The following is a 24,152-nucleotide window of genomic DNA, read 5'->3' as shown; positions in this document are numbered from 1 at the left end:
AAGCCCGCTCCCACACAAACCGACACATTAGGAGATTGCCGCCCGCACCTTGTCCCGGCCCAGCACCAAACTGCACAACGCTGGCAAGAACAGCAGCGTCAACAATGTCCCCACCAACACCCCGCCGATCAGCACATACGCCAGGGACGACCAGAACACCGACAAGGTCAGCGGAATAAACGCCAACGCCGCCGCCAGCGCAGTCAGTATCACCGGCCGTGCGCGGCGTACGGTGGCTTCGACAATCGCCTCGGTGGTGGCCAGGCCCTGTTCCTGGTTCTGGCGGATCTGGTCGGTGAAGATCAGGGTGTTGCGCATCAGGATCCCGCCAATCCCGATCAACCCCAGGATCGCATTGAAGCCAAACGGTTGGTTGAACAGCAGCAAGGTCGGCACTGCGCCGATCAAGCCCAGCGGGGCGGTGGCGAAGACCATGAACATCACGCCGAACGAGCGCACCTGGAACATGATCACCGTGAGGGTCAGCAGGATCATGATCGGGAACAGTGCCGCCAGGGCCACGTTGGCCTTGGCGCTTTCTTCCACCGGGCCGCCGATGTCCAGGCGGTAGCCGGCCGGCAATCGTGCAATCAGCGCTTGCAGGTCTTTGTAGACAGCCATCTCCACGTCGGGCGGTTGCACGCCGTCGATGATGTCGGCGCGCACTTCAACCGTGGTCTTACGGTCGCGGCGCTTGAGGATAGGTTCCTCCATCACGGCCTGGAAATGCCCGACCTGGGCCAGGGGCAGCGACACGCCGGCGCTGTTGGTCAGGGTCATATTGTCGAGGTTGCCGAGGTCTTCACGCTGGCTGCCCTGGGCACGGACCACCACCGACACCGTGCGGTTGCCTTCGCGTACTTCGGTGATCGGGTTCCCGCTGAGCAGGGCGTTGAGTTGGGATTTCACCTCGTCGGGGGTGAAGCCCAGCAGGCGCAGGCGATCCTGGTCCAGCACCAGGCGATAAGCGCTGCTGCGTTCGCCCCAATCGAGGAACGCGTCCTTGGTCAGAGGGTTGGCGGCAACCACCTGGCGCACCTCTTCGGACAGGCTGCGCAACAGGCTCAAGTCGGGGCCGGACACGCGAAACACCACGGGGAAGGGCACCGGCGGGCCGAACAGCAATTGCGTGACCCGTACCCGCGCGGCGGGGAATTCGCCGTCGGCGATGCGCTCGCGCATGCGCCGTTTCAAGGCATCGCGGGCATGGGCGTCGGCGGTTTGCACGATCAGTTTGGCGAACGCCGGGTCAGGCAACTCAGGGTTAAGCGACAGGAAAAACCGTGGCGCACCGCCGCCTACATAGGTGTCGACCATGCGCGTCTGCGGCTCTTGCAGCAGCGCCTTTTCCAACTGCGCCGCCACCGCCTCGGTGCTTTTGAAGGCACTGCCCGGCGGCATATACACCTCCAGGATCAATTCGGAACGGTCGGAGTTGGGGAAGAACTGCTTCTTCACCACACCCATACCCAACCCGCACAGCACAAACGCCGACACCACCAGCCCGGTCACCTGCCAGCGCCGGCGCACGCAGGTTTGCACCAGGTGGCGCAGTTTCTGGTACCAGGGGCCGGCATAGATCGCGTCGTGGCCGCCGGGCACCGGCTTGATATTGGGCAGCAGCTTGACCCCCAGGTACGGGGTAAACACCACCGCCACCAACCACGAAGCGATTAGGGCAAAGCCAACGATCCAGAAGATATTGCCGGCATATTCGCCCGCACCCGAACGGGCAAAACCCACCGGCAGAAAGCCGATGATCGTCACCAGGGTGCCGGTCAGCATCGGCGCCGCAGTGGCGCTCCAGGCAAAGGTCGCGGCGTGGATGCGGTCGAAGCCTTCTTCGAGTTTCACCACCATCATCTCAATGGCGATGATTGCGTCGTCCACCAGCAGGCCCAGGGAAATGATCAGCGCGCCGAGGGTGATGCGGTCAAATTCGCGGCCGGTCAGCAGCATGATCACAAACACTATGGACAAGGTCAGCGGCACCGCCGCCGCTACTACCAAACCGACGCGAAAACCCAGGGCCAACAGGCTGATGACCATCACCACGGCCAGGGCGACGAAGAATTTGAGCATGAACTCATCCACCGCCAGGCTGATGTTTTTCGCCTGGTCGGAGACTTTTGCGAAGTTGACGCCCAGGGGCAGGTCCGCCTGGATTTTAGCCTCCTGGGCCTTGAGGCTCTGGTCCAGGTCCAGGCCGTTCCAGTGTTTTTCCATGATGATGCCCAGCATCAAGGCCGGGTCGCCCTGGTGGCGGATACGGTAGCTGGGCGGGTCTTCATAGCCACGGCTGACGGTGGCGACATCGGCGATGCGCAGCACTTTGCCGTCCACCGGCAGCGGCACGTTTTCGATCAGCGCCAGGCTGTCAAAGGCGCCGTCGATACGGATATAAGCGCGGGCGCCGGCGGTTTCGACAAACCCCGACGGCGCCACGGCGTTTTGCGCGGCGAGGGCGGCGAAGATCTGCTCGGGCTTGATCCCCAGGGTCGCCAGGCGCTCATAGGAGAACTCGACAAATACCCGCTGCGCCTGTTCGCCGAGGATATTGACCTTCTTCACCCCCGGCAGCCTGAGGAAGTCCTGGCGCATTGCTTCGGCCATCTGCACCTGTTGGCGATGGGGCAGGTGTTCGGCTTCCAGGGCGTATAGGGCGAAGTACACATCGGAATATTCATCATTGAAGAACGGCCCGATCACGCCCTTGGGCAGTTTGGCGGCTTCGTCACTGAGTTTTTTGCGGGTCTGGTAGAACAGGTCCTGGATTTCATTGGGGCGCGTGGACTCGAGGAAGGTCATGCGCATCGACACAAACCCCGGTTGGGCGATGGTTTCGACGCGGTCGTAGTCGTCCAGCTCCTGCAGGCGCTTTTCCAGGCGGTCGGCCACTTGCTCCTGCATCTCCTGGGCCGTGGCGCCGGGCCAGGCGGCGGTGATGGTCATGACTTTGACGGTGAACAGCGGGTCTTCGGCGCGCCCCAGTTTACCGAAGGAAAAAATCCCGGCAGCGAGGATCGCGAGGATCAGGAACAGGGTGACGGCACGGTGCTTGACCGCCAATGCCGAGAGATTCAGGCCATGCATGCTCAAGGTTCCTGGCGGCGGTTGAAGGGCTGTGCCTGGGCGGGCAGCACGCGCACGCTGTCACCCTGATGCAGCAGGTGCGCGCCGAGGGCGACCACCCGTTGGCCGGGGCTGACGCCGCTGGAAAGCAGGGCTTCTTCCTGGCCCAGGCTGGCCACCGTGACCGCAGCGAAGCTGACTTTGTCATCCGCGCCAATCAGCCAGACCCCGCTGCCGTTGCCGGTATCCTGCAAGGCGCCAATCGGCACGCGGGTGTGTGGCGGTTGGTCGTTGCCTTGCAGGCGCAGGGTGATGGTGGAACCGAGGGCGACACGCTCGACCGTGCCGTGCAGCACATAGCGCGCGCGGTAGGTGCGGGTGACGGGATCGGCGCTGGCCGAGAGTTCACGCAATGTCGCGGTGACCGCCTGGTCCGGCGCACCGAACGGCAAGGCCAGGGCTTTTTGCGAGGCGCGGTCACGCTGGTTTTCCGGCAGGTGGATGATGGCTTCCCGCGCACCGTCGTGGGCCAGGCGCGCGACGATCTGCCCTTCGGCCACCACCTGCCCGCGCTCCACCCGCACATCGGTGATCACCCCGTCGCCATCGGCCCGCAGCACCGAGTAGGTGCGACGGTTTTCAATCTGGCTGGCGTCCGACTGGGCGGCGGCGAGTTCAGCTTCGGCGACCCGCAGGTTAGTCGCGGACTGGTCGAAAATCTGCCGTGACACCGCGCCGGTGCTGGCCAGGCGTTGGTAGCGATTGGCATCATCACGGCGCTGACGCAGTTGCGCCTGGGCGGCATTGACGCGGTTTTTTGCCGAGCGCAGTGCCAGCTCGAAGTCGCCGATATCCAGGACCAGCAGGATGTCGCCCCGGGAAACGTGCTGGCCGGGATCGACTTTGCGTTCGATCACCTTGCCACTGACTCGAAAACCCAGGTCGCTTTCGGTGCGTGCCGCCACCACCCCGGTATAGGCATTCTGCTGGCTTGCAGCGGCTTCGACGTTGGCCGCCAGCACCGGGCGCGGTGGGGCGGTGTTGGCGGTGGGGTCGGCCTGGCTGTTGCAACCGCTGAGCAGGATCAACAGCGCCAGGGGCGAAAAAAGGCGGTGAAGAGGAGGGCGTGGGCTCATTTCAGGCTCCTGGTGGCGTTGGCGTAGAAAAAATTACGAACGTAATATTTGGCCAAATATTACGACCGAAATATAATTTAATCCACCCTTTGCTTTGGATCGCGTTGTCACACGTTGTCCAGGTAGATGATTGAGATGCCTGCTTTGCGTTTTGCGGGTGGCCTGTAGTCTCAACGCCCACGCCAATGAAACCGGATGGGCTATGACTGCGAAGCGCCGCGGTTAAGTCGTCCCATCCATGGAACGATGCGAGCCAAATCCGCTGTCTAGTGCCTTATTGGTATTGGATTTAAGGTGGATGCACTTTGGAGGTCCATCATGAAAAACATCATTGGTATCTACACCAGCCCACGCGGCCATTGGGTCGGCGACGGTTTTCCGGTTCGCACGCTATTTTCCTACGACACCATGGGCAAGCACATCAGCCCGTTCCTGCTGCTGGACCACGCCGGCCCGGCGGATTTCACCCCCACCACGCAGCGACGTGGCGTGGGCCAGCATCCCCATCGCGGCTTTGAAACCGTGACCATCGTCTACGACGGCGAAGTCGAGCACCGCGATTCCACGGGTGCCGGCGGCACCATCGGCCCGGGCGATGTGCAGTGGATGACTGCGGCCAAAGGGATCCTGCATGAAGAGTTCCATTCCGAAGCCTTCGCCAAACGGGGCGGCGCCCTGGAAATGGTGCAACTGTGGGTCAACCTGCCGGCCAAGGACAAAATGAGCGAAGCCGGCTACCAGACCATTCTCGACGGCGATATTCCGTCGTTGCCCCTGGCCAACGGTGCCGGCAGCCTGCGCCTGATTGCCGGTGAGTTCGCTGGCCGCACCGGGCCGGCACGCACCTTCACGCCGATTGACGTGTGGGACCTGCGCCTCAAGGGCGGCAAGGCCGTGACCCTGGACCTGCATGCCGGGCGCAATACCGCGCTGGTGGTGCTCAAAGGCACCGTGCAAGTCAACGGCCAGGAACTGGCACGCGAAGGGCAACTGGTGCTGTTTGAGCGCGAGGGCGATCAGCTCAGCCTGGAGTCCAACGCCGACGCCATGGTGCTGCTGCTCAGTGGTGAACCCATCGACGAGCCCATCGTCGGTCACGGTCCGTTTGTGATGAACACCGAGCAAGAGATTCACCAGGCCTTCGCCGACTTCCAGTCCGGCCAGTTCGGCCAAATGCACGGCGCCTCCCGCTGATTGGCGGCGCCCTATACCCGCCAACTGCATTTCATGCGATCTTCAGGGCATTCGCCCTGGAGTCGCCTGGATGCTGTCTTTTTTCTCCGATCACCCGATGCTGTGCGCCCTGGCGCTGATCCTTATCGATATCCTCGTCTGGCGTCTGTTTTCGGCCAGCCCCGGCAACTGGAAGCTGATTGCGCGGCTGGGGATTTTCGCCTTGTTCAGCGCCGTGCTGTTCAACGACGGCATGAACCCCATGCAACTGGCGCCGTACGCCGACAACACCCCGCTGCACCTGGCCGCCACGGCCTTGCAGATCGCCTGGTGGTTGTTTGCCGCGCGCACCCTGACGGTGTTGCTCGGCGCGCTGATGATGCAGCGGGTCGGCCACACCGGGCGGTTGCTGCAAGACCTGATGGGCGCGGTGATTTTCCTGATCGCGATCATCGCGGCCATGGCCTACGTGCTCGACCTGCCGGTCAAGGGCGTACTGGCCACCTCCGGCGCGGTGGCGATCATCGTCGGCCTGGCGCTGCAGAGCACCTTGAGCGACGTGTTCTCCGGAATCGTGCTCAACACCACCAAGCCCTACCAACTGGATGACTGGATCTCCATCGACGGCACCGAAGGCCGGGTGACGGATATCGACTGGCGCGCCACGCGCCTGCAAACCTCCCAGGGCAGTATGGCGGTGATCCCCAACTCGCTGGCGGCCAAGGCCAAGATCATCAATTTCTCGCGCCCGGCGGATATGTTCGGCCTGGCGGTGAGCCTGCAAGTCAGCCCCCATGCGCGCCCGCAAACGGTATTGGAAGCCCTGGAACGGGCCATGCAAGGTTGCCGGCAATTGCTGGCCAAGCCGGCGCCGAGCGTGGCCTTCAAAACCTCTACCGGTGGTGGCGTGGAGTATGAAATCAGCGGCTTCGTGCCGGCCATGGCCCTCAAGCGCGAGGTGCGCAACCAGCTTTATGACCTGGCCTACCGGCACTTGCAGGCGGCCGGTGTGAGCCTGTTGTCGAGCGCTGAAAGCCCGGCCTCGCCGGCCACCACACCCGCACGGGCACTGCTGGAAAGCTCGAGTATCTTCTCGACCTTGCGTCAGGAAGAGAAGGAAACCTTCAGCCAGAACATGACCCTGCACACCTTCCGCGCCGGTGAGATGATCCTGCCGAGGGGGGAGGTCAGCGATCACCTGTTTATCATCGAGTCCGGGGTGGTTTCGGTGATGCTGGTCAAGGCCGGGCACGCGTTCGAAGCCGGGCGCATGGGGCCAGGAGAAGTGATTGGCGAAGCCGGGATTCTGGGGGCGCAAAGCGTGCCGGCGGACTTTGTGGCCAAGACCTACTGCACCCTCTACCGCATCGAAAAGGAATACCTCAAGCCGTGCCTGGATGCGCGCCACGATATCAGTGAAGCCATGCAGAACCTCCTGGATTTCCGCCTGCACACCGCCCAGCACCTGACCCAGGACGCACCGATCGTGCCGGTGAAAAAGGGCTTTTTACAGTGGCTGCGCCGCCGGGCCTGAAGCGCCTGGCATTGGCTACCTGTTCTTCGTCAGGATTGGCTATTTGTGCGAGGCAGTGGGGTGATTAAGCTGGGCGCCAATTCCTACTGTCCTGGAGTAACACCATGTCTGCTCGCATTGATTTCTACACCGCGTCCCCCGATGCGATGAAAGCCATGCTCGCCCTGGAAGCCGCCGTCGGCAAACTGTCGATTGAACTGCCGCTGCTGGAGCTGGTGCGCCTGCGCGTCTCCCAGATCAACGGCTGCGCCTTCTGCCTGGATATGCACACTGCCGATGCCCGCAAGGGCGGCGAGACCGAGCGCCGCTTGTGCACCCTGTCGGCCTGGCGCGAAACGCCGTTCTTCACCCCGCGCGAACGCGCCGCCCTGGCCTGGGCCGAAAGCCTGACGCTGATCAGCCAGACCCACGCCTCGGACGAAGACTATGCGTTGCTCAATGCCGAGTTCAGCGCCGCCGAACAGGTCGACTTGAGCGTGGCCATTGCCACCATCAACAGCTGGAACCGCCTGGCGGTGGGCTTTCGCAAGATGCCTAAGTAAAGACATTCAAGGGTAGGCGCTGGCCAATGCAGGAGCTGGCTTGTGTGGGAGCTGGCTTGCCTGCGATGGCATCACCTCGGTATTGCTGATTCACCGAGGCGCCTGCATCGCAGGCAAGCCAGCTCCCACATAAGTCAGGTTTCACATTGGGGCGGGGGTCAGAAGTTGATGGAAGCACTCAGGCGTGCTGTCAATGGCGCACCCTGGAACAGGTAGTCATCGCCCATGTATTCGCCCGCATCACGCCAGTAGCGCTTGTCGAACAGGTTGTCGACGCTCAGGCGGAACACCGTTTCATAGCCGTCGACCTGGGTGGTGTAGCGGCTGCCGATGTTGACCAGCGCATAATCCCCCACTTCCACATTGCCGGTACGGTTGGCGTTCTTGCTGGCGCTGTATTGCACGCCGCCGAGTACCGCCAGGCCGTTGACCCATGGCAGGGCGTAGTCGGCGTATACACTGACGCGCAGCTTGGGCACGTTGATCGTCTGGTGGCCTTCGTATTGCGGCGTGCCGCTGCCGCTCACCCGGGCGCGAATCGCCGCCACGCTGGTCGCAATCTGCAGACGCTCGGTGGCCCAGCCATTGGCTGACAGCTCCAGGCCGGTGTTTTTCTGCTGGCCCTGCTGCACGTAGGTGAAGCCTCCGGCGTTGTCGGGCTTGGCGTACTGGTAGGCCTGGCGTGTCTGGAACACCGCGGCGGCGAAGCTGATGCGGCGCCAGTCGTATTTCACCCCGGCTTCGATCTGCCGGGAGACGGTCGGCGCGAGGATTTCCCCATCATTGCTCGCATACCACGGTGCCTCACCGCCCAGTGACAGGCCCTTGCTGTAGCTGGTGTACAACGAGATGTTTTCCACTGGCTTGTAGATCAGCGCAGCGTTGGGCAGGAACTCGTACTGCTGGGTGTGACGCTCCTGCACGCCATGTTGATCGAAGGATTTTTCATCCAGGCGCACTTCGCGGCCACCGAGCACGGTTTGCCATTGCTCGTTGAAGCTGATGCGGTCGGTGACGAACAGCCCGTACTGGCGGCTGTCGAGGCGCCGGTGACTGTCGTTCAGGGGCTTGTCGGTGGGCGGGAAGGTTTCCGGGTCCTGATTGATATTGCCGCTGCCGACGTATTCATTGACCGACTTGCGCTTGTCGATCACCCGGCGGAAGGCGCTGGTGCCGAAGGTCAGTTCATGGCTCAGGCCGGCCGTGCTGAACAGGCCGGTCATGGCCGCCTGGATTTCATCATTGCGCCGGGTGTCGTCAGGGCTGCGGTAGTCAGCGATGTCGTAGTTGCCTTCCGGGCTGAAGTAGTTCGGCACTTTGACGCCGGCGCAACTGGGGGAGCCGTAGCAACCCCAGGCAAACGAACTGTAGTCATCAATCACCACCTTGCTGCGGGCCGCGCTGACGCTGCCTTTCCACTGGTCACTGAAGCGGTACTCGAACTTGCCGTTGAGGTTCAGCGAGTCGATCCCCACCTGCTTGGAGCCGCTCTGGTGGCCGAGCAGTTTTTTCGGCGAGGCGTCATGGGGCACTTCGGTACCGCCGAGCAACTGGTAGCCGGGCACCGAGCGCTGTTGTTTGTCCTGGTATTCGGCATCCAGTTGCAGCACGGCGTCGGGGCTGATGTTCCAGTCGAAGGCCAGGGACACAAAGTCCCGCTGGCCATTGGCATGTTCGACATAGGAATTGAGGTCTTCATGGGCGACGTTGGCGCGCAAGCCAAATTGCTGCTCGCTGCCAAACCAGCCGCCGACATCGGTGGCGATATAGCCGCTGCCGCGATCATCGGTGGACACCGTGACCGAGCGCACGTCTTCCGGGCGTTTGGTCACGTAGTTGATCACGCCGCTGGGCTCGGAAATCCCGCTTTGCAGGCCCGCCAGGCCCTTGAGCAACTCCACCCGCTGCTTGTTTTCCAGGGCTACGTTCTGCTCGCCGGTGATGGTGCGCCCGTTGATCTTGTAGCTGCTGGCGGCATTCAGGGAAAAACCCCGGACCACGAAATTTTCGTAATAGCCAATCGGCGCGTAGCTTTCGCCCACCGAGGCGTCGTTGCGCAGCACTTCACTGAGCAGGCGTGCCTGCTGGTCCTTGATCAGCGCGGCGTTGATCACGGTGATCGAGGCCGGGGTGTCGAGCAGCGGTGCTTCATTGAAGCCGCCGACCGACGCGCTTTGCGCACGATAACCGGACTCATCCTGGCCCTGGATGTTCAGCGCCGGCAGTTCCAGCTCAGCCGCCAGGCTGTTGCCGATGCCGCCGCTGAGCAGCAGGCCGAGGGCCAAATGTGAGGTGACGACGGGGCGAAAACGCAAAACCATGGGGGCAAGGCCTTAAAGCGCGGGGCGGGGGCGCATAAGCTAGGCATAAGTGCGCGTCTTTACAAGTATTCGCCTCAGCCCGGCTGCTTGAGACGTTGCGTCTCAAGCCCTGCGCCAATTCATCCGGGCCTCGACAGCGTGACCCCGCACCTGCGATAGACAAGGCTTCGCTTATCGTTGCAGGAGATCATCATGGGTATCGCTGGAAAAGTTGCACTGGTGACCGGCGCCGGGCAGGGCATTGGCCGGGCCATTGCCCTGCGCCTGGCGCGGGACGGGGCGGATATCGCCCTGGTCGATATCAATAGCGCCAAGCTCGAAGCCGTGGCGGCCGAGGTCGTGGCACTCGGGCGCAAGGCCTCGGTGTTTACCGCCGACGTGTCCAAGCGCGAGCAGGTGGTCGCGGCGGTCGAGCATGCGCACCAGACCCTGGGTGGCTTTGACATCATCGTCAATAACGCCGGGGTGGCGCAGATTGATTCGCTGCTGGACGTGACCCCGGAACAGGTCGAACGCACTCTGGGTATCAACGTACAGGGCGTGTTGTGGGGCATCCAGGCGGCGGGCAATAAGTTCAAGGCGCTCAAACAGAAGGGCAAGATCATCAATGCCTGCTCGATTGCCGGGCACGAAGGCTTTGCACTGCTGGGGGTGTATTCGGCGACCAAGTTTGCCGTGCGTGCCCTGACTCAGGCAGCGGCCAAGGAACTGGCAAGCGCCGGGGTGACGGTGAATGCCTATTGCCCAGGCGTGGTGGGCACCGATATGTGGGTCGAGATCGACAAGCGCATGGCCGAGATTACCGGCGCGCAAGTGGGGGCAACGTACAAGAAGTACGTGGATGGCATTGCCCTGGGCCGTGCAGAAACACCGGAGGATGTGGCGGGCCTGGTGGCCTACCTGGCCGGCCCGGATTCGGACTATATGACCGGCCAGGCGCCGCTGATCGACGGTGGCCTCGTCTACCGCTAAACCCCAGACTCGACTCGGTAAAAATGTGGGAGCGGGCTTGCTCGCGAAAGCGGTGTGTCAGGTAGCTTACGTGTTACTGATACACCGCTTTCGCGAGCAAGCCCGCTCCCACATTTGGACTGCATTGTGTCAGGGGTGTTTACCCGGCATATCAATGCCCAACTGCTTGACCCGGCGATACAGGGTCGCGCGGGAAATCCCCAGCGCCTGCGCCGCCGGCAATGGCTTCCAGCGATGGCGTACCAAAGCATCCAGCAGCACCTGCCGCTCCGGGCTCATACTTTGCTCGACCTCGACCTCCAGCCGTTCACCACGCACCTCCAGCGGCAAGTCCGCCAACTGGATCGTGCCGCCGTCACACACCGCACAGGCATACGCCAGCACATGGCGCAGTTGCCGCACATTACCCGGCCAGGCGTAGCCCAGCAGCCGCTCCAGCGCAGCCTGGCCGATGCCGACCGTGACCCCGCTGCTGCGCGCTTCCTGCTCCAGCAGCCGGTTGATCAAGGCCAGTTTGTCGGTGCGCTCGCGCAGGGGCGGCAGGGTGACGCGGGCGCAGCCCAGGCGAAAGTACAGGTCTTCACGGAAACGCCCCTCACTGACCAGGCTCGCCAGGTCACGGTGGCTGGCGCAGATCACCTGAATATCCACCGCGCGGGTTTTCGCCGCACCCAGCGGCGCCACTTCACCTTCGGCCATCACCCGCAGCAAGCGGGTCTGCAGGGCCAGGGGCATATCGCCGATTTCATCGAGGAACAGCGTGCCGCCATGGGCCTGCTGCAACAGCCCGGTCATGCCCTTGCTGGACGCGCCGGTAAAGGCCCCGGCGACGTAGCCGAACAGCTCGCTTTCGATCAGGTTTTCCGGGATCGCCGCACAGTTCACCGCCACGAATGGTGCGTCGCGGCGTGCGCTGCGGGCGTGCAGTTGGCGGGCAAAAACTTCCTTGCCAGCCCCGGTTTCACCCTGCACCAGCACCGGCAGGTTGCGGTCCTTGACGCGCACCGCCAGGCGCAGGTGTTCTTCCACCCGGGGGTCGACCTGGGGGTTGGGCGCCACCCGCGCCGGTTGGCGTTGCGGCGTGTTGAGTCGCACATGGAGCACCCCGGCTTCGCCGCGCCACTGCAGTTGCTGGACCGATTGATCGGTCACCGCGCGTAGGGCATCGAGGTCGAACACCTCGCCGATATGCACCGGCACCTGGCCAAAACGCCGGCGCAGTGCCTGGCGCGCCTTGCTGTTCAAGGCTTGCAGGCGTCCGTCCTGGTCCCAGGCCAGCAGCAGGTCGGGTTGGCTGTCGACATAACCCGGGGTGCTGTGGGCCTGCAGTACCCAGTGCCGCGCAGCGCTGTGCATGAAGAAGGCGTTTTCGATGGCCTGGGCGCTCTGCGCCACCATCTGCCGCACCAGGTGCTGGCTGCGGCGGTCATCCGGGGATTGCAGCGCCGAGGCGTCCATCACCCCCAGCAGGTTGCCCTGGGGGTCGAAGATCGGTGCGGCGGAGCAGGTCAGGTTGATAAAGGCGGCGCGGAAGTGATCGCGCTTGTGCACCGTCACCGCCGCCTGGCTGGTCAGCACCGTGGCCACGCCGCAGGTGCCTTCTTCGGCTTCCGACCAGCAGGTACCCAGGTACAAGCCGGCCTTGCGACAGTCGCTGCGGATGGCCGCGTCTACCCGGTGGTCGATGGTCTGGCCCTGGGCATCGGTGAGCATCACGCAGTAGTCGGCGTGGCGCACGCGGTGGTGCAACTGGCTGACTTGCTCGCTGGCAATGCGCATGAACAGTTCGGCACGTTCGCGGCATTCCTTGAGCAGCGGCTCGGTGAGGATCCGTGGCCCCTGCAGCGAGCCGGGATCGAGGTGGTGCTGCTCCATGGAGCGGCGCCATGAATCGAAAATCAGCGACGGCACCGGCGCCTGGGGCAGGCGCTCGGCATTGCGGACCACACGACTGACGCAGTCGACGTGCTCTCTGGAGTTCGCGGCGAGCATAAGGCCTCCGGTTCTCGATCTTTGTTGTTATGCCCGCCATTAAGCGCCCAGGGGCGCAGGGGGACAAGGGCGGCCTGACCAACTGCCCGCCTTGAGACGCAGCGTCTCATCCTGCCTGAGACGCAACCTGCACGCTGCAATGCGCCGTCTCATTGTGCGGTGGCATGCCGCACCGGCACAACCGCACGGCACTGCTCTGGGTCAACGCTTTGCCAGGTTTTAGCGGGCCTTGGCACAGGCTGTGCTGAACAGGTTGCAGCTGGCCACAGCCAGCCTTTTGTGTGTCGAGACAACCTGGAGAACAACAAGATGTCCACTCACCTGTCCACCGATCAACTGCTGCATGCCTACACCGTGATGCGCACCATCCGTGATTTCGAAGAACGCCTGCATGTGGAATTCGCCACCGGCGAGATCCCCGGGTTCGTGCACCTGTATGCCGGCCAGGAGGCCTGCGCCGCCGGGGTCATGGCCCACCTCAACGATGAAGATTGCATCGCCTCCAACCACCGTGGCCACGGCCATTGCATCGCCAAGGGCGTGGATGTGTTCGGCATGATGGCCGAGATCTACGGCAAGAAAACCGGGGTATGCGGTGGCAAGGGGGGCTCCATGCACATTGCCGACCAGGAGAAGGGCATGCTCGGCGCCAACGGCATTGTCGGCGCCGGTGCGCCGCTGGCGGCCGGTGCGGCCCTGGCGTCCAAGCTCAAGGGCAGCCAGGGCGTGGCCGTGGCGTTTTTTGGCGACGGCGGTTCCAACGAGGGCGCGGTGTTCGAGGCGATGAACCTGGCCGCGATCATGAAACTGCCGTGCCTGTTCGTCGCCGAAAACAATGGTTATGCCGAAGCCACCGGTTCCGGCTGGTCGGTGGCGTGCAAGGACATTGCCGAGCGCGCCGTGGGTTTTGGCATGCCGGGGGTGATTGTCGATGGCAATGATTTCTTTGCCGTCCACGCAGCGCTGGGCGTGGCGGTGGCGCGGGCGCGCCAGGGCGAGGGGCCGACCCTGGTCGAGGTCAAGCTGCACCGCTTCTACGGCCACTTTGAGGGCGATGCGCAAACCTATCGCGGCCGCGATGAAGTGAAAAACCTGCGCGAAACCCAGGATTGCCTGGCGCTGTTTCGCCAGCGCTGCAGTGCCGAAGGCTGGTTGCAGGCGGCGCAGTTCGAGCGCATCGACGCCGAAGTCGCGCAGTTGATCGACGACGCCGTGCGCCTGGCCAAGTCCGATCCCAAGCCCCAGGCCGCCGACCTGCTCAGCGATGTCTACGTCGCCTACCGCTCATAACAACAAGACCCGGAGAGAATTTCATGGCTCGTAAAATCAGTTATCAGCAGGCAATCAACGAAGCCCTGGCCCAGGAAATGCGCCGCGACCAGAGCGTCTTTATCATCGGCCAGGATGTGTCCGGCGGCACCGGGGCCCCTGGCGAGCAGGATGCCTGGGGCGGCGTGCTGGGCGTCACCAAGGGCCTGTACCCGGAGTTCCCTGACCGCGTGCTGGATGCGCCGCTGTCCGAAGTCGGTTACGTGGGCATGGCCGTCGGCGCCGCCACCCGGGGCATGCGCCCGGTGTGCGAGTTGATGTTCGTCGACTTTATTGGCTGCTGCCTCGACCAGTTGCTCAACCAGGCCGCCAAGTTTCGCTACATGTTCGGTGGCAAGACCACCACGCCCCTGGTGGTGCGCGCCATGTACGGCGCCGGCCTGCGCGCTGCGGCCCAGCATTCGCAGATGCTCACCTCGATGTGGACGCACATCCCCGGCCTGAAGGTGGTGTGCCCGGCCACGCCCTATGACGCCAAGGGCATGCTGATCCAGGCGATCCGCGACAACGACCCGGTGATTTTCCTTGAGCACAAGATGCTCTATAGCCTGCAAGGCGAAGTACCGGAGGAGCTGTATACCGTGCCCTTTGGCGAGGCCAACTTTGTGCGCGAAGGCAACGACGTGACCCTGGTGACCTACGGGCGCATGGTGCATGTGGCCCTGGAAGCTGCGGCCAACCTGGCGCGCCAGGGTATCGACTGCGAAGTGCTGGACCTGCGCACCACCAGCCCGCTGGATGAAGACAGCATCCTTGAAAGCGTGGAAAAAACCGGGCGCCTGGTGGTGATCGACGAGTCCAACCCACGCTGCTCGATTGCCACGGATATCAGCGCCCTGGTGGCCCAGCGTGGGTTTTCCTTCCTGCGTGCGCCGATTGAGATGGTCACCGCGCCGCATACGCCGGTGCCGTTTTCCGATGCCCTGGAGGACCTGTACATCCCCGACGCGGCGAAGATCGAGGCCGCGGTGCGCAAGATCGCTGACAAGAGGACTGCGGCATGATCCATACCTTGACCATGCCCAAGTGGGGGCTGTCGATGACTGAAGGCCGGGTCGATGTCTGGCTCAAGCAGCCGGGCGACCGGGTAGAGAAGGGCGAGGAAGTGCTCGACGTGGAGACCGACAAGATCTCCAGCAGTGTCGAGGCGCCGTTCAGTGGGGTGTTACGCCGAGTGCTGGCGCAGAGCGATGAGACCTTACCGGTGGGTGCATTACTGGGGATTGTGGTGGAGGGTGAAGCCACCGAGGCAGAAATCGACGGCGTGATCGACAGCTTCAATGCCGGCTTTGTCTCCAGCAGCGCCGAGGCGCAGGCGTCGGGGCCGAGTGCGCAGAAAGTCGAGCTGGGCGGGCGCCTGCTGCGCTACCTCGACCTTGGCGAGGGCGGCCTACCGCTGGTGCTGATCCACGGGTTTGGCGGCGACTTGAACAACTGGCTGTTCAACCATCCGGCCCTGGCCGCCGAGCGCCGAGTGATCGCCCTCGACTTGCCGGGGCATGGCGAGTCGGGCAAGCACTTGCACAGTGGCGATGCTGAGGAATTGAGCCAGGCGGTGCTGGCCTTGCTCGATCACCTCAAGCTCGACCGGGTGCACCTGGCCGGGCACTCCATGGGCGGATTGGTTTCGCTGACGGTGGCGCGTCAGGCACCGCAGCGGGTCGCCTCCCTGGTATTGATCGCCAGCGCCGGCCTGGGGGCGGATATCAACGGTGATTACCTGCAGGGATTCACCGAGGCCAATAACCGCAACGCGCTCAAGCCGCAGCTGGTGCAACTGTTCAGCGACCCGGCGCTGGTCACGCGGCAGATGCTGGAGGACATGCTCAAGTTCAAGCGCCTGGAGGGGGTTGATCAGGCGTTGCGTCAACTCAATGCCAAGCTGTTCGACGGCGGGCGACAGATGCTTGACCTGCGTTCGGTGGTGGGGCAGCAGCCGAGCCTGGTGATCTGGGGCAGTGACGACGCCATTATCCCGGTACGGCATGCCCAGGGGTTGCAGGCCCAGGTGGAGGTCTTGCCGGGGCAGGGACATATGGTGCAGTTGGAGGCGGCGGAGCAAGTGAATAAGTTGCTGAGTCTCTTCCTCAAATCTCAAGCCTGATAGCAATCAAATGTGGGAGCGGGCTTGCTCGCGAATACGGTGGGTCAGTCAGACATTCATTGCCTGACACACCGCTTTCGCGAGCAAGCCCGCTCCCACAGGGTTGACCTTGTATCAACCATGACGCTTGAGGGTTTCGCTGGGCAGTTCCTTGAACAACGCGCGGTAGCTATTGGAAAACCGCCCCAGATGCCAGAACGACCAATTCATCGCCACCTCGGCCACCGTGGTCTCGGTTGAGCTCAACAACTCGCGCCGTGCGCCGTTCAACCGGCGCAGGCGCAACCACTGCGCCGGGCTCATCCCGGTGTAGGTCTTGAAGCCCTGTTGCAACTGGCGCAACGGCACGCCGGCAATCTGCGCCAGTTGCAGCAGGTTGACGGTCTCATCCGGCGCATCCGCCGCCCACGCGCCGATGCGCGCCATCAGCCGGCGTTCTTCACTGCGGCGCTGCAATGAGTAGCGATCCAGGCACACGCAGGCGTTGTCGAGGATAAACAGGCAATCGTCGAGCAGTTGCCGGGTGAGGGCGTCGCGGCTGATCGGGTCGATCTCACTGGACAAGCGCGTCAGGGTGCCACTGAGCCAGCGGCTGAACAGCGCGTTCTGTTGGCAGGTCAACGGCGCCATGAACAGGCCTTCGAGCCTGGCCACATCCAGGCCATGGCGTTGCACGAACTGCGGGCCGAACACCACGGCCACTTCCCGGTAGTTTTCCGGGGTGATCCAGGTGTTGCGGCTTTCGCCATTGAGCAGGTACAGCGCGTTGTCGCTGCCGTCGAAACAGAACGCCAGGGCGCCTGGCGGCGCGTTGAAGTGCTGCTCGACGCGGGTGTTCATGCACTCTTCGTACACCTGCACTCCCTGCAGGTCGAGGTAGCGGATCTGCCCGGCAAAATGTCCCGGGGACATCTGCTGGTACTGCTGTACCCAACCGGGTGTCGCACTGCATTGGGCGGCCACATCACCGGTGGTGAAGGCCTGTACGCGCAAAGCTGTTGCCTGTGTCATGGGTGATCCGTGCGCACTCTATTGGTGCGTTGTGGGTCGTGCAAAGTGGATAGATGCCTGGGTAAGGCTGGCCCAAGATAGACCTCAATGCGCCGGGAGTACAAGTCGGCGCAGCACCCAACCCATGCCGAGGTCTTTATGAATGCCCCTTTCGATCAGCTGTCCACCTGGCTGAAAGAACACAAGATTACCGAAGTCGAATGCGTGATCAGCGACCTGACGGGCATTGCCCGCGGCAAGATTGCGCCCACCAACAAGTTCCTGCATGAGCGCGGCATGCGCCTGCCGGAAAGTGTGTTGCTGCAAACGGTAACCGGGGATTTTGTCGACGACGATATCTACTACGACCTGCTGGACCCGGCCGATATCGACATGATCTGCCGCCCGGTGGCCAACGCCACCTACGTGGTGCCGTGGGCCATCGAGCCCACCGCCATTGTGATCCACGACACCTTCGACAAGCAGGGCAACCCCATTGAGTTGTCGCCGCGCAATGTGTTGAAAAAAGTCCTGCAGCTGTATACCGACCAGGGCTGGCAGCCGATTGTCGCGCCGGAAATGGAGTTTTACCTGACCCAGCGCTGCGAAGACCCGGACCTGCCGCTGAAAACCCCGGTGGGCCGGTCCGGGCGTGCCGAGACCGGGCGCCAGTCGTTTTCCATCGACGCGGCCAACGAGTTCGACCCATTGTTTGAAGATGTCTATGACTGGTGCGAAGCCCAGGGCCTGGACCTCGACACGCTGATCCATGAAGACGGCCCGGCACAGATGGAAATCAACTTCCGCCACGGCGACGCCCTCGACCTGGCCGACCAGATCACCGTATTCAAGCGTACCCTGCGTGAAGCGGCGCTCAAGCACAATGTGGCCGCGACCTTTATGGCCAAGCCGGTGGCCGACGAGCCAGGCAGCGCCATGCACCTGCACCAGAGCGTGGTGGAGATCGCCACCGGCAAGCCGGTATTTGTCGACGCCGACGGGCAGATGAGCCCGTTATTCTTGCAGCACATTGGCGGCTTGCAGAAATACATCCCGATGCTGCTGCCGATGTTTGCGCCCAACGTCAACTCGTTCCGCCGCTTCCTGCCCGACACCTCGGCCCCGGTCAACGTGGAGTGGGGCGAAGAAAACCGCACCGTCGGCCTGCGTGTGCCGACTTCCAGCCCCGACGCGATGCGCGTCGAAAACCGTCTGCCTGGGGCCGATGCCAACCCCTACCTGGCCATCGCCGCCAGCCTGTTGTGCGGCTACCTGGGGATGATCGAGAAGATCGAACCGAGCGCTCCGGTGGAAGGCCGTGCCTATGAGCGGCGCAACCTGCGCCTGCCGATCACCATCGAAGATGCCCTGGCGCGCATGGAGGCCTGCGACACGGTCAAGCAGTACCTGGGGGACAAGTTCGTGCGCGGGTATGTCGCGGTGAAACGCGCCGAGCATGAGAATTTCAAGCGGGTGATCAGCTCCTGGGAGCGTGAGTTCCTGTTGCTGAGTGTCTGACTCCACCATCAACCATAAAAAAAGGTGTCGATATGCGTCTCGTCAAACAGCTCCTCCCACTGGCCCTCGCCGCAGTGTTCAGCAGCGCCAGCCATGCCGCGCCGACGGTCAGTGTCTACAACTGGACTGATTACATCGGCGAGACCACCCTGGCCGACTTCCAGGCCAAGACGGGAATCAAGGTGGTCTACGACGTGTTCGACTCCAATGAAACCCTGGAGGGCAAGCTGCTGGCGGGGCGTACCGGGTATGACGTGGTGGTACCGTCCAATCACTTCCTGGGGCGCCAGGTAAAGGCCGGGGCGTTCCTTGAATTGGACCGCGCGCAACTGCCCAACTACCCGAACCTGGACCCCAAGTTGCTCAAGCTGCTGGAGCAGAACGACCCTGGCAATGCCCATGCGGTGCCCTACCTGTGGGGCACCAATGGCATCGGCTATAACGTCGACAAGGTCAAGCAAGTGCTGGGCATCGACCACATTGATTCGTGGGCGGTGATGTTCGAGCCCGAGAACCTGAAGAAACTGCAGCAATGCGGGGTGGCGTTCCTCGATTCGGCAGATGAAGCATTCCCGGCGATCCTCAACTATATGGGCATGGACCCGCGCAGCGAGACGGCCGGCGATTATGCCAAGGCCGAGGCCAAGCTGCTGACCCTGCGTCCGTACATCACCTATTTCCATTCCTCCAAATACATCTCGGACCTGGCCAACGGCGATATCTGCGTGGCCTTCGGTTACTCCGGCGATGTGTTCCAGGCCGCCAACCGCGCCAAGGAAGCCAAGAATGGCGTGAACATCGCCTATGCAATTCCCAAGGAGGGCAGCAACCTGTGGTTCGACTTGCTGGCGATTCCCGCAGACGCCACCAACCCGAAACAGGCCCACGCGTTTATCAACGACCTGCTGGACCCCGAAGTCATCGCCAAGATCAGCACCTATGTCGGCTACGCCAACGCCAACCTGGCGGCGAAGACTTTCATGGCGCCGGAACTGGTGAATAACCCCGAGGTGTACCCGCCCCAGGACGTGCTCGACAAACTGTACATTTCCACCACCCCCAGCCCGGCCATCATGCGTGTGATGACCCGGGCCTGGAGCAAAGTGAAGTCCAACCGATGAATCAGTCCCAAGACCATGCCCGTTCCTATTACCTGGCGTCGGCCAATGCCATGCCCCAGCGCGCGGCGCTGGCCGAGGACCTGAGCGCCGATGTGTGTGTGATCGGCGGCGGCTTTACCGGCGTCAACACCGCGATTGAACTGGCCCAGCGCGGCCTGTCGGTGATCCTCCTGGAAGCCCGGCGCATCGGCTGGGGCGCCAGCGGGCGCAATGGCGGGCAGTTGATCCGGGGGATCGGCCATGACGTCTCGGGTTTTGCCCGGCATGTGGGCGAGGAGGGCGTGCGTTACCTGCAACGGGCCGGGATCGACTCGGTAGCGTTGGTCGGTGAGCGCATCCGGGAGCATGGGATCGACTGCGACCTGCGCTGGGGCTTTTGCGAGTTGGCCAATACACCGGCGCAATTTGCTGCGTTCAAGGGGGAGCAGGAAAGCCTCGCGGCCCTTGGGTACCTGCCTGAAACCCGCCTGGTGGCGGCGCAGGATATGGCGCAGGTGGTCGGCTCTCAACTGTACGCCGGGGGCCTGGTGGACATGGGCTCGGGCCACTTGCATCCGCTGAACCTGGTATTGGGCGAGGCCCGTGTGGCCGAGGCGCTGGGTGTGCGGATTTTCGAGCACAGCGCGGTGCTGCAATTGATCCATGGCGACACCGTGCAGGTGCGCTGCGCCGGCGGCAGCGTGCGGGCTGGTAGCCTGGTGTTGGCGTGCAATGCGCACCTCGACGAACTGGAGCCGCGCCTGAGTGGCAAGGTGCTGCCGGCCGGCAGCTATATCATCGCCACCGAACCGTTGCCGGCTGCGCTCGCCGACGAACTGATCCCGCAGAACCTGGCGCTGTGCGACCAGAAAGTCGGCCTGGACTACTACCGGCTTTCCGCCGACCGTCGGCTGTTGTTCGGTGGCGCCTGTCATTATTCGGGACGTGACCCGGTCGATATCGCCGCGTACATGCGGCCGAAGATGCTCAAGGTATTCCCGCAACTGGCCAACACCGCCATCGACTTCCAATGGGGCGGCAAGATCGGGATTACCGCCAATCGCTTTCCCCAGGTCGGGCGGTTGCAGCAGTACCCCAACGTGTTTTACGCCCAGGGCTATTCCGGGCATGGGCTTAACGTCACGCACTGGTGCGCACGGCTGCTGGCCGAGGGGATCCACGCAGGTGTCAGCCAGGGCCTGGACACCTTCAGCCGGGTGCCGCACATGACCTTTCCCGGCGGCAAGGCTTTACGCTCGCCGTTACTGGCGCTGGGCATGGTGTGGTACCGGCTTCGGGAAATGCTGGGATAGGTGGGTAGCGGTTTAAAACACTGCATGATCGGATCCAATACGCTATAACCCCTCGGTCGCTGTGTCATTCCGAGGCCCCGCTTTTCATGCAGAACCCTTTGCAACGCCCGTTGTGGCAGGTGTACCTGTTCTTTCTTGCGCCGATGGTGCTGTCCAACTTCCTCCAGAGTTTTTCCGGCACCCTCAATGGCATTTATGTCGGGCAGATGCTCGGCACCCAGGCGCTGGCGGCGGTGTCGGGGATGTTTCCCATCGTGTTCTTTTTTATCGCCCTGGTGATTGGCCTGGGGGCGGGCGCCTCGGTGCTGATCGGCCAGGCCTGGGGCGCGGGGGAAACCGCACTGGTCAAGGTCATCACCGGCGCGACCCTGACCCTGGGGGCGTTGATCGGGATTCTCGCCGCCGTGCTCGGCAGCCTGTTCGCCCGCCCGGCCATGCACGCGCTGGGCACGCCGCTGGATGTGCTGGACGACGCCGTCGGCTATGCCCAGGTGATGATGCTGATCATGCCGTTGCTGCTGGTGTTCATCCTCTACACCCAATTGCTGCGAGGCGTGAGCGATACGGTGTCGCCGTTGCTGGCGCTGATGGTTTCAACGGTGGTCGGCCTGGTGCTGACCCCGGCCCTGATCCGCGGCTGGCTGGGGCTGGCGCCCATGGGCATCCAGAGCGCGGCCTATGCCGGCCTGGTGGCCAACGCCGTGGCCATGCTGTTTCTGGTGCTGCGCCTGCGCCATAAAAACCATGTGATGGCGCCGGACCGCGCATTACTGGCGGCCTTGCGCCTGGACCGGGCGATCCTCGGCAAAGTCCTGCGCATCGGCCTGCCCACCGGCTTGCAGATGGTGGTGCTGTCGTTGTCGGAGCTGGTGATCCTGGCACTGGTCAACGGCCACGGCTCCCAGGCCACGGCGGCGTATGGCGCGGTGACGCAGATCGTCAACTATGTGCAGTTCCCGGCGCTGTCGATCGCCATCACCGCCTCGATCCTCGGCGCCCAGGCTATTGGCGCCGGGCGCCTGGAACGCATCGGGCCGATCCTGCGCACCGGGCTTGCGATCAACCTGTGCCTGACCGGAGGCCTGATCGTGCTGGGCTACGCCTTGTCCCACTGGCTACTGGGCCTGTTCATCACCGATGATCAGGCGCGGGTCCAGGCCGAACACCTGCTGCACATCATGCTCTGGAGCATTCTGGTGTTCGGCTTCCAGGCAGTGATTGGCGGCATCATGCGCGCCAGTGGCGTGGTGCTGATGCCGGTGGCGATTTCGATCTTCTGCGTGCTGGGCGTGGAACTGCCGGTGGCGTACCTGCTCAATGCACGCTTTGGCCTGGAAGGGGTGTGGATGGCGTTTCCGGTGACTTACCTGGTGATGTTGGGGTTGCAGACGGCGTATTACCGGTTGGTGTGGCGGCATAAGCAGATCAAGCGGTTGGTCTAGAGAGGGCGAGGCGACGGTCAGTAATTGCTCCCATTAATAGGAAGCATTACTATTCACGCCCCGCCTACCCAGTGCACCGTCGATGACTCCCCAGCCGCCCCGCAGACCAGGCTTTTTCGCGTACTACGAAGAGTTGGTCGGGACCTGGACGCGTCGCTTGCGCAATCGCCAGCAGGCCGAGGACCTGGCCCACGATACGTTTGTGCGGGTATTGGAGTCCAAGTCGGCGCGGGTCGAGCAGCCGCGTGCCTATTTGCACCAGACGGCGCGCAATATCGCGGTGGATGCCTATCGGCGTGCAGACCGGCGCGAAGCACTGGAACTGCAAGGCCTTGACCAGAGTGCGCCGCACAGTGGCGACCCGGAGCATTTCATGCACGCCGTCCAGTTGGCGGACTCCATCGAGCGGGCCCTGGCCGAATTGCCCCTCAATTGCCGCAGGATTTTCATCTGGCAAAAAATCGAAGGCATGACCCAACAGGAAATCGCCGAGCGCCTGGGGCTTTCTAAAAACATGGTGGAAAAGTATATGATCCGCACCCTGCGGCATCTGCGCGAGCGCCTGGATGCGCTGGCCCCATGACCAATGCCCGCTTTGAAACAGGACCTTCCATGATGGATACCCGCGAGTGTGCCTGTGGCAGCGCAACGGTGCGCGACGAGGCGGCGCAGTGGTTTGTGCGTCTGCAGGACCCGCCCCTGAGCGTTGAGGACCAGGGTCTTTTTGACAGTTGGTGTAGGGAGCATCCCGCGCACCAGTATGAGTTCGAGGTGCTGCAGGGGCTGTGGAGCGCCGCCGACCTGCTGCCCAAGGTGCGTTTGCAGGCCCTGCTCGATAGGCCTGTGCCGCGCAAGCGTCGCGGGGCCGCGGGCTATGCCATGGCGGCCAGCGTGCTGGCGGTGGCCGTCGGCCTTGGGTTGTTCAGTGGCCTGGACCACCCGCGCGGCTATGAGGCGGAATTCAGCACCGGGTTGGGCGAGCAGCGACAGGTGGCGTTGCCGGATGGCTCGCTGATGGACCTCAACAGCCGTAGCGTGGTGGCGGTGCATTACGAAAAGGGCCGGCGTGGGATCGAACTCAAGCAGGGTGAAGCGCTGTTCAGCGTTGAGCACGACACTCACCGGCCTTTTGTGGTGCAGGCCGGGGCAGGGCAGGTGACGGTCACCGGGACCCGGTTTGACGTGCGCCGCGACGATGACCAGACCCGCGTGGTGGTCGAGGCCGGAACGGTCAAGGTACAAGGGCAGGCTGCCCAGCCAGCGGTCACCCTGACCGCCGGCCTCGGTACCTCGATCGACCGTCAGGGCGCGGTCGCGGCGGCCCGCCCGGTCAACGCCCAGGCACTGCTGGCCTGGCAGACCGGCAAGCTGGTGTTCAACGATGCCAGCCTGGCCGAGGTGGCCCGGGAAGTCTCGCGCTACCGCGAAAAACCCTTGCGGGTCAGCGCTGCCGCCAGCGAGCTGCGCCTGACCAGCGTGTTCAAATCCGATGACACCGATGCCTTGCTCAAGGCCCTGCCGCACATTCTGCCGGTGGCCCTGCGCACGCTGCCCGACGGTAGCCAGGAAATAATTTCACGCTAGGTTCAGGTTTTTTCCGAGTTCTTCGTCTTC

General features: G+C 63.3%; 18 protein-coding genes. 13 read left to right on the top strand and 5 right to left on the bottom strand.

What is annotated here, in order from left to right; all coding sequences use genetic code 11:
- Nucleotides 1-27: 27 nt before the first annotated feature.
- Complete coding sequence (locus PSH73_RS16230) at nt 28-3,093, bottom strand: efflux RND transporter permease subunit (protein ID WP_305460920.1); 3,066 nt, start codon at nt 3,091-3,093, stop codon at nt 28-30.
- Between the two features lie 2 nt (nt 3,094-3,095).
- Nucleotides 3,096-4,208 carry an efflux RND transporter periplasmic adaptor subunit gene (locus PSH73_RS16225; RefSeq protein WP_057959066.1) on the bottom strand — a complete coding sequence of 371 codons (1,113 nt, stop codon included), beginning with the start codon at nt 4,206-4,208 and terminating at the stop codon, nt 3,096-3,098.
- Nucleotides 4,209-4,526: 318 nt separating this feature from the next.
- Here PSH73_RS16225 and PSH73_RS16220 point away from each other — a divergent pair, with 318 nt between their 5' ends.
- From PSH73_RS16220 to PSH73_RS16210, 3 genes are all read left to right on the top strand, one after another.
- The gene (locus tag PSH73_RS16220) at nt 4,527-5,402 is read left to right on the top strand and encodes a pirin family protein (protein WP_115128575.1); all 876 of its coding nucleotides are present in this window, start codon (nt 4,527-4,529) and stop codon (nt 5,400-5,402) included.
- A gap of 70 nt (nt 5,403-5,472) precedes the next feature.
- Nucleotides 5,473-6,915, top strand: coding sequence for a mechanosensitive ion channel family protein (locus PSH73_RS16215; protein WP_305460918.1), 1,443 nt, complete (start codon nt 5,473-5,475; stop codon nt 6,913-6,915).
- Nucleotides 6,916-7,019: 104 nt separating this feature from the next.
- The gene (locus PSH73_RS16210) at nt 7,020-7,457 is read left to right on the top strand and encodes a carboxymuconolactone decarboxylase family protein (protein WP_057438487.1); all 438 of its coding nucleotides are present in this window, start codon (nt 7,020-7,022) and stop codon (nt 7,455-7,457) included.
- Between the two features lie 158 nt (nt 7,458-7,615).
- Here PSH73_RS16210 and PSH73_RS16205 read toward each other — a convergent pair whose 3' ends face one another.
- Nucleotides 7,616-9,778 carry a TonB-dependent siderophore receptor gene (locus PSH73_RS16205; RefSeq protein ID WP_305460916.1) on the bottom strand — a complete coding sequence of 721 codons (2,163 nt, stop codon included), beginning with the start codon at nt 9,776-9,778 and terminating at the stop codon, nt 7,616-7,618.
- A 192-nt stretch (nt 9,779-9,970) separates the two neighbouring features.
- Between PSH73_RS16205 and PSH73_RS16200 the strand changes: the two genes are divergently transcribed.
- On the top strand, nt 9,971-10,750 hold the full coding sequence (locus tag PSH73_RS16200; RefSeq protein WP_057438489.1) for an acetoin reductase: 780 nt from the start codon (nt 9,971-9,973) through the stop codon (nt 10,748-10,750).
- 129 nt (nt 10,751-10,879) lie between these two features.
- Here the strand turns inward: PSH73_RS16200 and PSH73_RS16195 are convergent, their stop codons facing one another.
- Complete coding sequence (locus PSH73_RS16195; protein ID WP_169990054.1) at nt 10,880-12,742, bottom strand: sigma-54-dependent Fis family transcriptional regulator; 1,863 nt, start codon at nt 12,740-12,742, stop codon at nt 10,880-10,882.
- A 309-nt stretch (nt 12,743-13,051) separates the two neighbouring features.
- Here PSH73_RS16195 and PSH73_RS16190 point away from each other — a divergent pair, with 309 nt between their 5' ends.
- The 3 genes from PSH73_RS16190 to PSH73_RS16180 are packed head-to-tail and all read left to right on the top strand — an operon-like array spanning nt 13,052 to nt 16,175.
- Nucleotides 13,052-14,032: a thiamine pyrophosphate-dependent dehydrogenase E1 component subunit alpha gene (locus PSH73_RS16190; protein WP_057445001.1), complete on the top strand. Its 981-nt coding sequence runs from the start codon at nt 13,052-13,054 to the stop codon at nt 14,030-14,032.
- A 23-nt stretch (nt 14,033-14,055) separates the two neighbouring features.
- Nucleotides 14,056-15,075: an alpha-ketoacid dehydrogenase subunit beta gene (locus PSH73_RS16185; RefSeq protein WP_057438491.1), complete on the top strand. Its 1,020-nt coding sequence runs from the start codon at nt 14,056-14,058 to the stop codon at nt 15,073-15,075.
- The gene (locus tag PSH73_RS16180) at nt 15,072-16,175 is read left to right on the top strand and encodes an acetoin dehydrogenase dihydrolipoyllysine-residue acetyltransferase subunit (RefSeq protein WP_057438492.1); all 1,104 of its coding nucleotides are present in this window, start codon (nt 15,072-15,074) and stop codon (nt 16,173-16,175) included. Before PSH73_RS16185 ends, PSH73_RS16180 begins: the two co-directional genes overlap by 4 nt.
- A 114-nt stretch (nt 16,176-16,289) precedes the next feature.
- On the opposite strand, the gene PSH73_RS16175 is transcribed toward PSH73_RS16180, so the two are convergent.
- Nucleotides 16,290-17,186: a helix-turn-helix domain-containing protein gene (locus PSH73_RS16175; protein ID WP_200656546.1), complete on the bottom strand. Its 897-nt coding sequence runs from the start codon at nt 17,184-17,186 to the stop codon at nt 16,290-16,292.
- A 138-nt stretch (nt 17,187-17,324) separates the two neighbouring features.
- Between PSH73_RS16175 and PSH73_RS16170 the strand changes: the two genes are divergently transcribed.
- The 6 genes from PSH73_RS16170 to PSH73_RS16145 all read left to right on the top strand — a co-directional run bounded on the left by PSH73_RS16170 (nt 17,325) and on the right by PSH73_RS16145 (nt 24,122).
- Nucleotides 17,325-18,683 carry a glutamine synthetase family protein gene (locus PSH73_RS16170; RefSeq protein WP_057959098.1) on the top strand — a complete coding sequence of 453 codons (1,359 nt, stop codon included), beginning with the start codon at nt 17,325-17,327 and terminating at the stop codon, nt 18,681-18,683.
- Between the two features lie 32 nt (nt 18,684-18,715).
- Nucleotides 18,716-19,804, top strand: a complete 1,089-nt coding sequence (locus PSH73_RS16165; protein WP_169961229.1) for a polyamine ABC transporter substrate-binding protein — start codon at nt 18,716-18,718, stop codon at nt 19,802-19,804.
- The gene (locus PSH73_RS16160; RefSeq protein WP_057959074.1) at nt 19,801-21,096 is read left to right on the top strand and encodes an FAD-binding oxidoreductase; all 1,296 of its coding nucleotides are present in this window, start codon (nt 19,801-19,803) and stop codon (nt 21,094-21,096) included. The genes PSH73_RS16165 and PSH73_RS16160 overlap by 4 nt, the downstream gene beginning before the upstream one ends.
- Nucleotides 21,097-21,182: 86 nt before the next feature.
- Complete coding sequence (locus PSH73_RS16155) at nt 21,183-22,538, top strand: MATE family efflux transporter (RefSeq protein ID WP_120733566.1); 1,356 nt, start codon at nt 21,183-21,185, stop codon at nt 22,536-22,538.
- Between the two features lie 82 nt (nt 22,539-22,620).
- Nucleotides 22,621-23,121 (top strand): sigma-70 family RNA polymerase sigma factor, encoded by a 501-nt coding sequence (locus PSH73_RS16150; RefSeq protein ID WP_057438495.1) that lies wholly within the window; start codon nt 22,621-22,623, stop codon nt 23,119-23,121.
- Nucleotides 23,122-23,153: 32 nt separating this feature from the next.
- Nucleotides 23,154-24,122, top strand: coding sequence for a FecR family protein (locus PSH73_RS16145; RefSeq protein WP_305462720.1), 969 nt, complete (start codon nt 23,154-23,156; stop codon nt 24,120-24,122).
- The last annotated feature ends 30 nt before the right edge of the window (nt 24,123-24,152 follow it).

Origin of the sequence: Pseudomonas sp. FP2294, from assembly GCF_030687625.1 — a bacterium.
Taxonomy (GTDB): Bacteria; Pseudomonadota; Gammaproteobacteria; order Pseudomonadales; family Pseudomonadaceae; genus Aquipseudomonas; species Aquipseudomonas shahriarae.
Note: the sequence above shows the minus strand (reverse complement) of the source record. Positions and strands in the feature narration are given on the sequence as shown.

Bases quoted from the DNA above. Each gene is read 5' to 3' on its own strand.
- PSH73_RS16230 (WP_305460920.1), bottom strand. From the start codon at position 3,093: ATGCATGGCCTGAATCTCTCGGCATTGGCGGTCAAGCACCGTGCCGTC.
- PSH73_RS16225 (WP_057959066.1), bottom strand. From the start codon at position 4,208: ATGAGCCCACGCCCTCCTCTTCACCGCCTTTTTTCGCCCCTGGCGCTG.
- PSH73_RS16220 (WP_115128575.1), top strand. From the start codon at position 4,527: ATGAAAAACATCATTGGTATCTACACCAGCCCACGCGGCCATTGGGTC.
- PSH73_RS16215 (WP_305460918.1), top strand. From the start codon at position 5,473: ATGCTGTCTTTTTTCTCCGATCACCCGATGCTGTGCGCCCTGGCGCTG.
- PSH73_RS16210 (WP_057438487.1), top strand. From the start codon at position 7,020: ATGTCTGCTCGCATTGATTTCTACACCGCGTCCCCCGATGCGATGAAA.
- PSH73_RS16205 (WP_305460916.1), bottom strand. From the start codon at position 9,778: ATGGTTTTGCGTTTTCGCCCCGTCGTCACCTCACATTTGGCCCTCGGC.
- PSH73_RS16200 (WP_057438489.1), top strand. From the start codon at position 9,971: ATGGGTATCGCTGGAAAAGTTGCACTGGTGACCGGCGCCGGGCAGGGC.
- PSH73_RS16195 (WP_169990054.1), bottom strand. From the start codon at position 12,742: ATGCTCGCCGCGAACTCCAGAGAGCACGTCGACTGCGTCAGTCGTGTG.
- PSH73_RS16190 (WP_057445001.1), top strand. From the start codon at position 13,052: ATGTCCACTCACCTGTCCACCGATCAACTGCTGCATGCCTACACCGTG.
- PSH73_RS16185 (WP_057438491.1), top strand. From the start codon at position 14,056: ATGGCTCGTAAAATCAGTTATCAGCAGGCAATCAACGAAGCCCTGGCC.
- PSH73_RS16180 (WP_057438492.1), top strand. From the start codon at position 15,072: ATGATCCATACCTTGACCATGCCCAAGTGGGGGCTGTCGATGACTGAA.
- PSH73_RS16175 (WP_200656546.1), bottom strand. From the start codon at position 17,186: ATGACACAGGCAACAGCTTTGCGCGTACAGGCCTTCACCACCGGTGAT.
- PSH73_RS16170 (WP_057959098.1), top strand. From the start codon at position 17,325: ATGAATGCCCCTTTCGATCAGCTGTCCACCTGGCTGAAAGAACACAAG.
- PSH73_RS16165 (WP_169961229.1), top strand. From the start codon at position 18,716: ATGCGTCTCGTCAAACAGCTCCTCCCACTGGCCCTCGCCGCAGTGTTC.
- PSH73_RS16160 (WP_057959074.1), top strand. From the start codon at position 19,801: ATGAATCAGTCCCAAGACCATGCCCGTTCCTATTACCTGGCGTCGGCC.
- PSH73_RS16155 (WP_120733566.1), top strand. From the start codon at position 21,183: ATGCAGAACCCTTTGCAACGCCCGTTGTGGCAGGTGTACCTGTTCTTT.
- PSH73_RS16150 (WP_057438495.1), top strand. From the start codon at position 22,621: ATGACTCCCCAGCCGCCCCGCAGACCAGGCTTTTTCGCGTACTACGAA.
- PSH73_RS16145 (WP_305462720.1), top strand. From the start codon at position 23,154: ATGGATACCCGCGAGTGTGCCTGTGGCAGCGCAACGGTGCGCGACGAG.